7 protein-coding genes and 1 tRNA gene are annotated in these 13,579 nt (G+C 46.3%); 6 read left to right on the forward strand and 2 right to left on the reverse strand.

Going from position 1 to position 13,579, the window contains the following annotated elements:
• Positions 1 to 4: 4 nt before the first annotated feature.
• A complete protein-coding gene (locus NE671_RS01925; RefSeq protein WP_022426608.1) occupies positions 5 to 1,540 on the forward strand; it encodes a Ppx/GppA phosphatase family protein in 1,536 nt (511 codons plus the stop codon).
• A gap of 16 nt (positions 1,541 to 1,556) precedes the next feature.
• The gene (locus tag NE671_RS01930) at positions 1,557 to 3,710 is read left to right on the forward strand and encodes an RNA degradosome polyphosphate kinase (RefSeq protein ID WP_022426609.1); all 2,154 of its coding nucleotides are present in this window, start codon (positions 1,557 to 1,559) and stop codon (positions 3,708 to 3,710) included.
• 127 nt (positions 3,711 to 3,837) lie between these two features.
• Here the strand turns inward: NE671_RS01930 and NE671_RS01935 are convergent, their stop codons facing one another.
• On the reverse strand, positions 3,838 to 5,001 hold the full coding sequence (locus NE671_RS01935; RefSeq protein ID WP_022426610.1) for a ComEC/Rec2 family competence protein: 1,164 nt from the start codon (positions 4,999 to 5,001) through the stop codon (positions 3,838 to 3,840).
• A gap of 224 nt (positions 5,002 to 5,225) precedes the next feature.
• Positions 5,226 to 5,297: transfer RNA gene (locus NE671_RS01940), tRNA-Glu, on the reverse strand.
• 213 nt (positions 5,298 to 5,510) lie between these two features.
• On the opposite strand from NE671_RS01940, the gene NE671_RS01945 reads away from it, so the two are divergent.
• The 4 genes from NE671_RS01945 to NE671_RS01960 all read left to right on the forward strand — a co-directional run bounded on the left by NE671_RS01945 (position 5,511) and on the right by NE671_RS01960 (position 13,556).
• On the forward strand, positions 5,511 to 7,190 hold the full coding sequence (locus NE671_RS01945) for a GGDEF domain-containing protein (protein ID WP_022426611.1): 1,680 nt from the start codon (positions 5,511 to 5,513) through the stop codon (positions 7,188 to 7,190).
• Positions 7,177 to 9,081 carry a GGDEF domain-containing phosphodiesterase gene (locus NE671_RS01950; RefSeq protein WP_022426612.1) on the forward strand — a complete coding sequence of 635 codons (1,905 nt, stop codon included), beginning with the start codon at positions 7,177 to 7,179 and terminating at the stop codon, positions 9,079 to 9,081. Before NE671_RS01945 ends, NE671_RS01950 begins: the two co-directional genes overlap by 14 nt.
• Before the next feature lie 287 nt (positions 9,082 to 9,368).
• Positions 9,369 to 11,294, forward strand: coding sequence for a DNA gyrase/topoisomerase IV subunit B (locus tag NE671_RS01955; protein WP_022426613.1), 1,926 nt, complete (start codon positions 9,369 to 9,371; stop codon positions 11,292 to 11,294).
• A 15-nt stretch (positions 11,295 to 11,309) separates the two neighbouring features.
• Positions 11,310 to 13,556, forward strand: a complete 2,247-nt coding sequence (locus tag NE671_RS01960; RefSeq protein WP_022426614.1) for a DNA gyrase/topoisomerase IV subunit A — start codon at positions 11,310 to 11,312, stop codon at positions 13,554 to 13,556.
• The last annotated feature ends 23 nt before the right edge of the window (positions 13,557 to 13,579 follow it).

Here is a 13,579-nt window from a genome sequence, read left to right on the forward strand (position 1 = left end):
AACTATGGCGGTGACAACCTTTGCGGCAATTGATATAGGCTCCTATGAAGTCAGTATGAAGATCTTTGAAATGTCAAAGCGGATCGGCTTCCGGGAGATCAATGATGTCCGTTACCAGCTGGAACTGGGCCGTGGAACTTATGCTGCAGGACGGCTTGAGATGGAGACTGTGGATGAGCTCTGCGAGATCCTTAATGATTTTAAACGCATGATGGCTGAATTTGGGGTAGAAAGCTGGCGTGCGTGTGCAACAAGCTCTCTCCGTGAGCTGGAAAATCCGGTGATCATCCTGGAGCAGATCTATCAGAGAACTGGTATCCGGGTAGAGATCCTGAGTAATGCGGAACAGCATTTTCTGGGATATAAATCCATTGCTGCCATTGAATCCGGCTTCAAAAAGGCTATTCAGAAGGGTACGGCGATCCTGGATATCGGAGGAGGAAATCTGCAGATTTCTCTCTTTGATAAAGATGCTCTGGTGCTGACCCAGAGTATCCGTATGGGAAGTCTTCGTATCCGCGAACGTCTGAAAGAACTGGAGAAAACAACTCCACATTATGACCGGCTGATAGAGGAATTTATCCGAAATGATCTGATAAGCTTTCAACGTCTTTATCTTAAGGACAAGGAAATCTCCAATCTGATCCTGATGGGAGATTTTCTCACAGATACGATCTTTCAGGACAGATCCGGAGAGAATATCATCACAAAGGATGAATTCCTGAAGAAATACGAGACCATTGTAAACATGTCCGATCATGACCTTGCCGAATCCATGGAGTTGGAACCGGAATATGCGTCTCTGATCGTGCCGAACATGGTTATCATCCGAAATTTTATAGAAATCTTTCAGGCAGAAGCACTCTGGATCCCGGGTGTTTCTCTTCTGGACGGGATTGCCTATGACCATGCGGAAAAAAACAAATATCTGAAAAGTGTACACAATTTTGAAAATGATATTCTGGTGGCATCCAGGAACATTGCCAAAAGGTATTCCAGCGGAAAGAACCACATTGCAGGAACTACCGATGTGGCACTGGATATTTTTGACAGTACAAGGAAGATCCACGGCATGGGAAAACGTGAACGGCTTCTTCTGCAGATCGCAGTTCTTCTTCATGACTGCGGAAAATATATCAGTATGAGTGAGGTGGCAGAATGCTCTTACCGGATCATCATGGCTACGGAGATCATAGGTCTTTCCACAGAGGAGCGGCAGGTGATCGCTAGTGCGGTGAGGTACAATACCAGAGAATTCGGCTGCTACAAAGAGATCAACCGTGAAACATCCATGAGCAGGGAAAATTATCTCCTAACTGCGAAGCTGACCGCGATTCTCCGCCTGGCCAATGCTATGGACAGAAGCCATTACCAGAAGGTAAAAGCGCTTAATGTAACCTTAAAAGACAGGATTCTTTACCTGGTGGTGGATTCCGCAAGGGATGTTTCTCTGGAGCTGGGGCTTCTGAAAGATAAAAAGGAATTTTTTGAAGAGGTGTTTGGAATCCGGCTTGTAATGAGACGGAAGGGAAGAAGATAACGGAGGAGGTTTTTGTATGAAATTTAAGGAATTTGACAAACCGGAATATTTTGTAAACAGAGAGCTGAGCTGGATCAAATTTGATGATCGTGTGCTCAGTGAAGCCAGAGACAAAAATCTACCTCTGTTTGAGAGACTGAAATTTTTGAGTATCACCTCATCCAATCTGGATGAATTTTATATGGTCCGTGTTGCATCCCTGAAGGATCAGGTTCATGCAGGGTACAAAAAAACAGATATTGCAGGAATGACAGCCAAGGAACAGCTGAAAGCCATCAGCCGGCAGACACATGATCTTGTTCACGTACAGTACAGTACATTAAACCGGTCTCTGGTCCCTGCACTTGAAAAAGCAGGACTTCATGTGATCTTTGAGCACGAGGCATTTTCCGAGAAGCAGAAAGAATTTGTGGATCAGTATTTTGAAGATAATGTATATCCGGTCCTGACACCAATGGCAATGGATTCTTCCAGACCGTTTCCTCTGATCCGTAATAAAACGTTGAATATCGGAGCGCTTCTTTCCAAAAAAGATACCAAAAAAGGAAAAGAAGAGATTGATTTTGCCACTGTACAGGTGCCTTCTGTACTTCCGAGAGTAGTGGTCATTCCATCTGAGAAAAAAGACCATACAACCGTAACACTTCTGGAACAGATCATTGAGCGCAACATCGACAAGCTGTTCTTAAGCTATGATGTGATCTGTGCCCATCCGTACAGGATCATGCGTAATGCGGATCTTCCTATTGACGAGGATGAGGCAGAGGATCTTCTGGTTGAGATCCAGAAACAGCTGAAAAAACGCCAGTGGGGAGAGGTGATCCGCCTGGAAGTGGAAGATAAGATGGATCCGCGGCTTCTGGATATTCTGAAAATGGAGTTTCAGGTTCATGGAGATGATATCTTTTTTATCAACGGACCGCTGGATCTGACCATGCTGATGAAGGTTTATGGTATTGACGGATACGATCAGTTCAAGGAACCGAAATACAAACCGGCAGCAGTGCCTGCATTTCAGAATGATAAAGATATTTTTCAGGTGATCAGGGAGGGTGATGTGTTCCTGCATCATCCGTATATGAGCTTTGATCCGGTGGTGAATTTCGTGCGTCAGGCGGCAAAGGACCCGGATGTACTGGCAATCAAGCAGACCCTGTATCGCGTCAGCGGCAATTCACCCATCATCGCGGCACTTGCTCAAGCCGCAGAAAACGGCAAGCAGGTTTCTGTTCTTGTAGAGCTGAAAGCGCGTTTTGATGAGGAAAACAATATCGTCTGGGCAAAAATGCTGGAAAAGGCAGGCTGTCATGTAATCTATGGTCTGGTGGGCCTGAAAACACACAGTAAGATCACTCTTGTTGTGAGAAGAGAAGAAAACGGGATCCGCAGATATGTGCATCTGGCAACCGGAAACTATAACGATTCCACAGCCAAGCTTTATACAGACTGTGGTATATTTACCTGTGACGAACGGTTTGGAGAGGATGCAACTGCTGTGTTCAACATGCTTTCCGGATATTCCGAGCCGAAGCGCTGGAATCGCCTGATCGTTGCACCGATCTGGATGAAGGACCGTTTTGTAAAAATGATCGAAAGAGAAGCGGAGCATGCGAAAAAGGGAGAAGAGGCTCACATTGCGGCAAAGATGAATTCTCTGTGTGACCCTGAGATCATTGCAGCGCTGTATTATGCTTCTTCCTGTGGTGTCAGGATCGATCTTCTGATCCGCGGCATCTGCTGCCTGAAGGTGGGCATTCCGGGTATCAGCGAAAATATCCACGTGCGTTCGATCGTCGGTAATTTCCTGGAGCACAGCCGTATTTTCTATTTCCGCAATGGCGGTTCCGATGAAATCTATATGGGAAGTGCGGACTGGATGCCACGTAACCTTGACCGTCGTGTGGAGATTGTTTTTCCTGTGGAAGATGAGCGGATCAAGGAAGAGATCATGCATGTGTTGGATCTGGAATTCCGTGACAATGTAAAAGCACATATCCTGCAGCCCTCCGGTTTGTATGAGAAGCAGGACAAACGTGGCAAAACGCTGATAAATTCCCAGATGGAATTTTGCAGGGAGGCTACCGAGCGGGCAAAGGCAGCAAAAAAGGAGAAAAAAGAAAAGAAGAGAGTTTTCGTACCGGCTGAACCGGCGGAGGATATTATAAAATAGTAAAAGAAAAGGACAGCCTGTCATATCAATTTATGATACAGCTGTCCTTAAATAATGTTCTCAAAGATTATCCATATTACGTCAATACTGCATGATATTCAGAAAACCTGACAGCATGCGGGCGTTTCTAATAACACTTCTTGCAGGCTTTATACCCTGCAGCTTCAGCCTGGGAGCGTGTCATCTCTGTGGCATTATCCGGATTCATATTTCCACAGTTAGGGATCCGGTGGTACTTGCTTCCGGTAGCGGAGATCCAGACCATATCACCCACTGGCTCCGGATCGGCCTGCACTCCGGTCTGAGGATCTGCAGCAGCCGAATCAGAAGATCCATAGCCGGACGCACCGGAATCCTTATAAACGGAGGAAGGCTGTGTGCCGGTATCCGATTCATCTCCAGCAGAATAATCATTACAGGGACTCTGGTTCCACTGGATATTGTTTCCGTCGCTGACTGCGATCACCGTACCCTGCTCATCAGTACGAAATACCTGTATTCCCATATCCGCAAGCTTATCCATGGTATCCTTATGAGGATGTCCGTAGGAATTGCCGGCGCCGCAGCTGATCACTGCATATTCCGGAACAGTCTTCTGAAGCAGATCCCAGGTGGTGGCAGTGGCAGAACCGTGATGTCCCGGAACGATCACATCGCAGGAAAGATCAAGTCCCAGATCACAGATCGCTTCCTCCCCGGCAGATTCTGCATCCCCAGTAAAAAGAAAATGGTTATTTCCGTTTTCCAGCCGGATCGCAACAGAATTGTCGTTATCGTTGCTGCTGATCGATTGAGGAGAAAGCACCGTAAATTTTCCGCCTCCGAAAGTAAAATCCGTTCCGGGCTCCGGATGCTGCACAGTTAATCCCTGAGCGGCAACACTGTTTTCAAAAGATTGATAGATCTTTGTATCCTGTACATAATCTGCACCGATCACATTTTTTACGGAAAAGCTGTCCAGGCATCCTACAAGACCAGCCACATGGTCCTCGTCATAATGGGAGGAGATCATATAGTCAATGATGGAAATATTCTGTTTCTGCAGATAGGAAACCACGAAACTGGAATGTCCTCGGTCACCGCCGTCATACAGGAGATTCTGCCCCTGTGACTGGACCAGGATCGAAAGCCCCTGCCCTACATCCAGAAAGTGTACAGCCATTGTTGTGTCAGCAGAAGCAGCCTCGGCTGTGTAAGCAGCAGAGGGAACTCCTGCGACTGTTAGCAGAACAAGCAGCAGAGAAAGAAAAAATGTCTGCAGCTTTCTGCGAAAAGAATGTTTGTGATGCATGAGAAGTCACCCCTTATCTTAAGTATTTTCAGGGGAAATTATAAAACAGAAGAGAAAGAAATGCAAAATAATATATGTGAAAATACAGAAAACAGATAAACAGGAAGAACGAAATTTTTATATGCAATGTTCAGAGCAAAGTTTGAAAGCAATAACAGGAAAAAGTGAAGTAGAACAATCACAAAAAAGCAGTCAGAATAAAAATCCTAACTGCTTTCAGTTGATAGCCAGTACGGGAATCGAACCCGTGTTTCCGCCGTGAGAGGGCGGCGTCTTAACCCCTTGACCAACTGGCCATATTCATTTGTGTCGTTTGCTCTTGATTTCTGTTGTTTCCCGCAACCGACTTCGTTAGTATATAATACTTTTTTACAAAATGCAAGCACTTTTTTTCTTTTTTTGAAAAAAATTTTCACCCTGTTTTTTGATAATTTTTTTGACGGAAAAATCTATTGATGATATGATAGATACAAAATGAAATGGAATAAAAAAATATAAAGAGGAAGAGTATGGATTACAGAAAAAAGAAAAGTTTGATATGGAAGGGAGAATCCTTTCTTTTTGTTGTGGTACTGCTGGTTTTTGGCGCGATCTTTGCGGCGATCCACACAGGGGGGCTGATCCAGAAGCAGGACAGTGTACAGCTTCTTAACAAAGGATGGTACTACATAAAAGACGGAAAAAAACAGGAGATCACCCTGCCTGCGGAAATTCCGGCAAAAACAGGTGAAAAGCTGATCCTGTACAATGAAAGTCTGGGAGCGGAAAGCAGAGGGATGACCGTGGTTTCTACAGGAGCCCAGTACGATCTGGTGATACGCCTGAATGGAAAGATCCTGTATGAATATAAGGAGGCCATGTTTTCCAAAAATGTGCAGATGCGTTCCAAGGTGCAGTGCATCGCCGCTCTGGGTAATGACACAGAGGGAAAAGTCCTGACGTTCAGCTATTCTGCGCCTCAGAGAGGAAAATATGTTATAGAGCCGGTATGCATAGGAACCGGAAGTGCAATAGCCTGGTATCAGATCAGAAAAGCAGCCATTCCTTTAGGGGCGGCAACGATCATGATCGTATTAAGTATGATCGCCCTGTGCATCTGCATCTATATGAGAATAAGGCAGATGCCGGACAGACGGTTCCGGGATGTGGCACTGTTCCTTATGATGTGCAGTATCTGGCTGGTGACGGACTCATCACTGGCACAAAGCTACAGCAGATGCCCCGAAGTATTATGTCTCATTTCTTTTTATATGTTCATGCTGCTGGCAGTTCCGATGCTGCGTTTTTTGCAGAATATCGGAAACATGAAAAAATACAGGCTCCTGGATCTTGGAATCTTTACATTTTATCTGAATGCTGTTTTACAGGGAGTTCTGGTGATCCTGGGAGCCTTTGAATTTAAGGATATGTTGTTTGTAACACATATCCTGCTGGTTGTGTGGGTCCTGATATCAGCGGTACTTCTGATCCGGGAGTACCGGAAGCATAAACAGCGTGAGATACATCTGCTTCTCATTGCATATATCATCGTGGGAGCAAGCGGTATCATAGCGCTGATCCTGTACTGGCTGTTCGAGATTTCCTACTATGGATCCATTTTTGAATTGGGAAATCTTGTGTTTCTTGTGCTGGTCATTGCAGACGCAGTCATGATGATGGCAGACAACGTCCGTTACCGTCTGGAATCCCAGGCTTACGAACGACTGTCCAGAGAGGATGGGATGACAGGACTTGAGACGAGAGCCAATTTTGAGAAAAAACTGGAAAGTATTTCCGCAGATATGGGCAGATACCGGGATATCCTTCTTATGTATATCGATATCGATCAGCTTCGCGTGATCAACGAAGAATACGGACGGGCTGCAGGAGACGAGATGGTGGTGATCTCGGCCAGATGTGTGGAGAACGTTTTCCGGGAAAAAGGAACCTGCTACCGCATCGGCGGGGATGAATTTGCGGTTCTGGTCTATGATCCGGAAGTACCGGACGAATTCTGGTCGGAACGCCTGAAAGAAGAACTCCGGAATATCGGGAGAGGATGCAGACATCGTTTTTCGTTGTCCCTGGGATGCAGCCATCTGCGAAATAAGGATGGCTCTCTGAAATCCATGGGAGAATGGAAATATGAGGCAGACAGGAAGCTTTATGAGAACAAAAAGAAGGGGGATTTGAAAAATGGAGTATATTAACTGTTTTCAGATCACATCCCTTGTTTTGGTGACGATGATCGCGATACATTATTTTTCTCATAAAAGACTGAACAATGCGGAAAACAGGAATTTTGTATGTTTTCTGGCTTTCAGCGGCGTTTACGTGCTGCTGGATATGCTGAGTGCGGTGATCGCGGGAGGCGGCAGCAGCGAAGGCTGCAGAATGTCAGCGCTGGTCCTGACGCTCTATTATTTCTGTGATGTCATACTTACCTACGGGCTTTTCTGCTACATTCGGATCATCACCGGAAGACAGAAGGAGAAATATAAATGGCTGAAAACCGGTTGGGTGGTCCTGCCAGCTGCAATGCTGCTGGCAGTTACAGCAAACTTACGGACGGGATGGCTTTTTTATTTTGACCAGGAAGGTAGATTTATCCGGGGAAGTTTTCATTTTCTGCTCTATGGATATGTATTCTTTTTTATGCTGGTGATCGTTGCATTTATGTTACTTTATGGAAAAACAGCAGAAAAAGAAATACGGCGCACCATATGGAGATTTTGGTTTATCGAAGCAGCCTGCCTGTTTCTCCAGATTGCCGCGGAAAGAATACTGCTTACCGGCTTCGGACTTTCTGTAGGACTTTGGCTGATCTATCTTACTATGAACAATCCAGGTGAATATACGGACAGTATGACAGGTTTATTTGACAAACAGTATTTTGACAAATGGATCGGAGAAAAGCTCTATCGAAAAGAAAGCTTTCATCTGCTTGCTGTGGATGCCCGCAATATGAAGCAGATCAACCGGATCTACGGTACCAGAGTGGGAGATCAGCTGCTGATCCGGGCGGCGAAGGGATTTCGGGAGATCACGGATTCAGTGCAGATCTTTCGTATCACAGGCAATTGCTTTCTGGCAGTGCTGGACTCGCTGACAGATTATGAAAAAGCCAGAGATGGCATAGAAGAATTTCTGAAAAAGCCGTTTTTTATCGAAAACGAAAAGGTGTCGTTCCATGCTGCAATCTGCGGGATCATGAATGCGGAAAAACTGGAAAAAGAGGATAGTATTCTTTCTTATATTGAATATATGATCTCTCTGATACAGAACCGTCAGGATACGGTCCTGATTCAGTCGGACAGCAAGATCCTGGAGGGCTTTCGCTATGAACAGGAAGTGGAGCATTTTCTTCAGAAGGCTGTGAAAGAGGATCTGTTTGAAGTATATTATCAGCCGGTATATTCTATAAAAAACCAGGATTTTATTACTCTGGAGGCACTGAGCCGGCTGAAACATCCTGCTCTGGGAATGATCCCGCCGGATGTGTTTATCGGGATCGCGGAAAAACAGGGAATGATCTCTGCAGTGGGATGTCTTCAGCTTCACAAGGTCTGCCGTTTTATAAAAGAACATGAATATATCATGAAGAAGATCCGGAATGTGAAATTCAATCTTTCTCCTTCCGAACTGATGAAACCCGGATACAGCCATGTGCTTATCGGGATCATACAGGGGTATGGATTAGATCCGGGATATTTTCAGTTTGAGATCACGGAAAACGTGGCAACCGAATACAGCGAAAGCTTCTGCACAGCCATTGATGATTTTGCAGAAGTGGGGATCCACATGTGCCTGGATGATTTCGGTTCCGGTTATGCAAATCTGAACGCAGTTCTTCGCATCCCGTTTTCAGCAGTAAAAATGGACCGTTCTCTTTTGTCCGGGGTCAGCAGCGATCCTCAGACGGCTACCTTTTATCGCAGCATTGTCATGATCCTGCAGCATATGGGATATAAGGTGATCGCAGAAGGCGCTGAGACCGAAAAGGAGGTAAAGCTTCTGGAAAAATGGGGTGTGGATATGATACAGGGATATTATTTTTCCAGGCCCCTGTGCGAGGAGAAGCTTCTGGAAAAAATTTCCTGAAATGATCAGAAACAGGCGGAAAACATGCTTTCATAAAAAGCAGGGTTTTCCGCCTGTTGTATTCAGACAGACACAAATTGCTTGAAGTTTACAGATACTTTTGATAGAATAGATAGGCTGTGGCGGCTGAAGAAAGCGATTTTTCGGAAGACCGGTTCCTTGAACTGCCACGCGTATCTTTTGGAAAAATTGCAGAGAAAAGATGATCATGTGGACTTTACAAGTACATATATTTTGAGTATAATACAAACAAATGTTCGAATATAAAAAAGAAAGGAATCAGTGGAATGGCAAAAAAAGACACTTATGATGCGGGCAGTATCTCTGTCCTGGAGGGCCTCGAGGCCGTGCGAAAGCGCCCCGGTATGTATATCGGAAGCGTATCCAGAAAGGGACTGAACCATCTGATATATGAGATCGTAGACAATGCGGTGGATGAGCACCTTGCAGGGTACTGCAGCCGTATCCATGTAGTTCTTGAGAAGGACGGTTCCTGTACAGTAGAGGATAATGGACGAGGGATCCCGGTGGATATGCATGCCAAGGGAATATCTGCGGAGCGTCTTGTTTTTACAACCCTTCATGCAGGCGGTAAGTTTGACAATTCCGCATATAAGACAAGCGGCGGACTTCATGGTGTAGGTTCTTCCGTAGTGAACGCATTATCTACGTATCTGGATATTAAGATCAGCCGTGATGGCTATATACATCATGACCACTATGAGAGAGGAATCCCTACCATTGAACTGGAAGCAGGACTTCTCCCCAAATTAGGGAAGACCAGAGGTACCGGAACCTGTGTGAATTTCCTTCCGGATCCGGAGATTTTTGAGAAAACAAGATTTGGAGCAGCGGATGTAAAGAGCCGTCTTCATGAGACTGCCTATCTGAATCCGGAGCTTACCATCCATTTTGAGGATCGAAGAGGGGACACTCCTGAGGATATCGAGTATCATGAGCCGGAGGGGATCGTAGGCTTTATCCGTGACCTTAACAAGAATGCACAGCCTCTCCATGATCCGGTTTATTTTAAAGGAGAGGCAGACGGGATCCAGGTGGAGGTTGCTTTTCAGTTTACCAATGAGTTCCGTGAGAACGTTCTCGGATTCTGCAATAATATCTACAATGCAGAGGGAGGAACTCATCTGACCGGATTTAAGACTACATTCACAACGGTAATGAACACCTACGCACGTGAGATCGGTGTACTGAAGGATAAAGACCCCAATTTTACAGGTGCAGATATCCGAAACGGAATGACTGCTGTAGTCTCCATCAAACATCCGGCACCCCGCTTTGAGGGACAGACCAAGACCAAGCTGGATAACCAGGACGCATCCAGAGCCACCGGCAAGGTAGCAGGAGAACAGCTGGTACTGTTTTTTGACCGAAATCTGGAAACACTGAAGATCGTCCTTTCCTGTGCGGAAAAGGCGGCCAAGATCCGTAAGACCGAGGAGCGTGCCAAGACAAACCTTCTCACCAAACAGAAATACTCTTTTGATTCCAACGGCAAGCTGGCCAACTGTGAGAAAAAGGATCCGTCACTGTGTGAGATCTTTATCGTAGAGGGAGATTCCGCCGGCGGTTCGGCCAAGACAGCCAGAGATCGTAACTATCAGGCGATCCTTCCAATCCGCGGTAAGATCCTCAACGTAGAGAAGGCTACCATCGACAAGGTGCTGGCCAACGCAGAGATCAAGACTATGATCAATGCCTTTGGCTGCGGCTTTTCCGAAGGCTACGGAAATGATTTTGATATCACGAAGCTTCGTTATGACAAGATCGTGATCATGGCCGATGCGGATGTGGATGGTGCTCATATCTCTACTCTGCTTCTGACCTTGTTTTACCGTTTTATGCCGGAGCTTATCTATGAGGGACATGTGTATATTGCCATGCCACCTCTTTATAAGGTAATGCCGAAGAAGGGGCAGGAGGAATATCTCTACGATGACAAGGCTCTTGAGAAATACCGTAAGAGCCATAAACCGGGAAGCTTCACGCTCCAGAGATACAAAGGTCTCGGTGAGATGGACGCCCAGCAGCTCTGGGAGACTACCCTGAACCCTGAGACAAGAATGATGAAGCGTGTGGAGATCGAAGATGCCCGCATGGCCTCCGATGTGACAGAGATCCTGATGGGAAGCGATGTTCCGCCACGTAAGGCCTTTATCTATGAGCATGCAACAGATGCAGAGCTGGATATTTGATTGGGAGAATAAACTATGAATACGAAACAGGACAATATCATCCGCACCGATTATGCGGAGATCATGCAGAAATCATATATCGATTACGCCATGAGCGTTATCATTTCCAGAGCACTGCCGGATGTACGTGACGGACTGAAGCCGGTACAGCGCCGTACCCTTTACGATATGTATGAGCTTGGCATCCGTTACGACCGCCCGTACCGTAAATGTGCCCGTATCGTAGGAGATACTATGGGTAAATATCATCCCCACGGTGACAGCTCCATTTATGATGCGCTTGTAGTCATGGCGCAGGAATTTAAAAAGGGTCGTACACTGGTGGACGGACATGGAAACTTTGGTTCCATTGAAGGCGACGGAGCCGCAGCCATGCGATACACAGAGGCCCGCCTGGAGAAGCTGACCCAGGAGGTTTTTCTGGAAGACCTTGATAAGAACGTTGTGGACTTCATGCCGAACTTTGATGAAACAGAGAAGGAGCCGGTAGTACTTCCGGTGCGTATCCCAAATCTCCTTGTAAACGGAGCAGACGGAATCGCCGTTGGTATGGCTACCAGTATCCCGCCGCATAACCTGGGCGAAGTGGTGGATGCTGTGAAGGCATACATGAAGAATAATGATATCAGCACCCGTGGGCTGATGCGTTATCTCAAGGGCCCGGATTTTCCGACAGGTGGTATCGTAGTAAATAAGGACGACCTTGTAAAGATCTATGAATCTGGAACAGGTAAGCTCCGTATCCGTGGACGGGTGGAAATAGAGAAGCTGAAGGGCGGTCGCCAGCAGCTGGTGATCACAGAGATTCCTTACACCATGATCGGTGCAAACATCGGAAAATTCCTTAATGATATCGCAACCCTGGTAGAGACCAAGAAGACCACAGATATCGTGGATATTTCCAACCAGTCCTCCAAAGAGGGGATCCGTATCGTTCTGGAACTGAAGCGCGATGCAGACGTGGAGAACCTTACCAACATGCTCTATAAGAAGACCCGACTGGAGGATACCTTCGGTGTCAACATGCTGGCAGTTGCAGACGGAAGACCGGAAACACTGGGACTGAAGCAGATCATTGCTCACCATGTGGACTTTGTATTTGAAGTAAATTCCAGAAAATATACAACCCTTCTTGCCAAGGAACAGGAGAAACGGGAGATCCAGGAAGGCCTTATCAAAGCCTGCGATGTCATTGATCTGATCATCGAGATCCTCCGTGGCAGCAAGAGCCGTGACCAGGTAAAGAAATGCCTGACCGATGGTATCACAGAAGGGATTAAATTCAAGACCAAGACCTCCGAAAAAGCGGCAAAAACCCTGAAATTCACAGAAAAACAGGCCGCAGCTATTCTGGACATGCGTCTTTACAAGCTGATCGGTCTGGAGATCGATGCTCTGATGAAGGAGCATGAGGAAACCATGAAGAACATTGCTGCTTATGAGGATATCCTGAATAATTATGACTCCATGGCAGCAGTGATCATGGGTGAACTGGATCAGATCAAGAAGGAATACGGCAGTAAGCGTAAGACTTCCATTGAAAACGCCGAGGAAGCTGTTTATGAGGAGAAGAAGATGGAAGAGACCGAAGTCTGCTTCCTGATGGATCGTTTCGGATATATGCGTCTCATTGACAAGAATGCCTACGAGCGTAATAAGGATGCCGCTCATGCAGAGAGCCGCTATGTCTTTACCTGCATGAATACGGACAAGATCTGTATCTTTACAGATACCGGCAAGCTCCACACCGTGAAGGCAGAGGATATCCCGCTGGTGCGTTTCCGTGATAAAGGTGTTCCGGCAGATAATCTGGGTAATTATGATAGTACTTCCGAGCAGATCCTTTATGTGGCACCGCTGAGCCAGGTGGCAGCCTCCACAGTGCTCTTTGTTACAGAGAACGGCATGTGCAAGCTGGTAAAAGGAGAAGAGTTCCGTGCTTCCAAGCGTACCATTGTTTCCACCAAGCTTGCAGAGGATGACCGCCTTGTATTCGTAGGAGCAGCGGACGAGATGGATCAGGTTGTGTTCCAGTCTGAAAAGGGTTACTTTCTCCGTATCATGAAAACCGAGATCTCCGTCACTAAGAAAAACGCTATGGGTGTCCGCGGCATGAAGCTTACCGGCGAAGACCGGATCCACCATGCGTATCTTTTGGAAAGCAGGCAGGAGTATGCCATTGAATATCATGATAAGCCGTATGTGCTGAATAAAGTTAAGCTGGCTAAGAGAGATACGAAGGGTGTGAAGCCGAGGGTATAAAAGACGCGAAGAGGATTGCGGAT

It is taken from the genome of Blautia sp. DFI.9.10, from assembly GCF_024461705.1.
Lineage (GTDB): Bacteria > Bacillota > Clostridia > Lachnospirales > Lachnospiraceae > Blautia_A > Blautia_A fusiformis.

What these genes read in the sequence shown, in the direction of transcription:
- NE671_RS01945 (WP_022426611.1), top strand. Translation starts at nt 5,511, where the DNA reads ATGGATTACAGAAAAAAGAAAAGTTTGATATGGAAGGGAGAATCCTTT.
- NE671_RS01950 (WP_022426612.1), top strand. Translation starts at nt 7,177, where the DNA reads ATGGAGTATATTAACTGTTTTCAGATCACATCCCTTGTTTTGGTGACG.
- NE671_RS01935 (WP_022426610.1), bottom strand. Translation starts at nt 5,001, where the DNA reads ATGCATCACAAACATTCTTTTCGCAGAAAGCTGCAGACATTTTTTCTT.
- NE671_RS01960 (WP_022426614.1), top strand. Translation starts at nt 11,310, where the DNA reads ATGAATACGAAACAGGACAATATCATCCGCACCGATTATGCGGAGATC.
- NE671_RS01930 (WP_022426609.1), top strand. Translation starts at nt 1,557, where the DNA reads ATGAAATTTAAGGAATTTGACAAACCGGAATATTTTGTAAACAGAGAG.
- NE671_RS01925 (WP_022426608.1), top strand. Translation starts at nt 5, where the DNA reads ATGGCGGTGACAACCTTTGCGGCAATTGATATAGGCTCCTATGAAGTC.
- NE671_RS01955 (WP_022426613.1), top strand. Translation starts at nt 9,369, where the DNA reads ATGGCAAAAAAAGACACTTATGATGCGGGCAGTATCTCTGTCCTGGAG.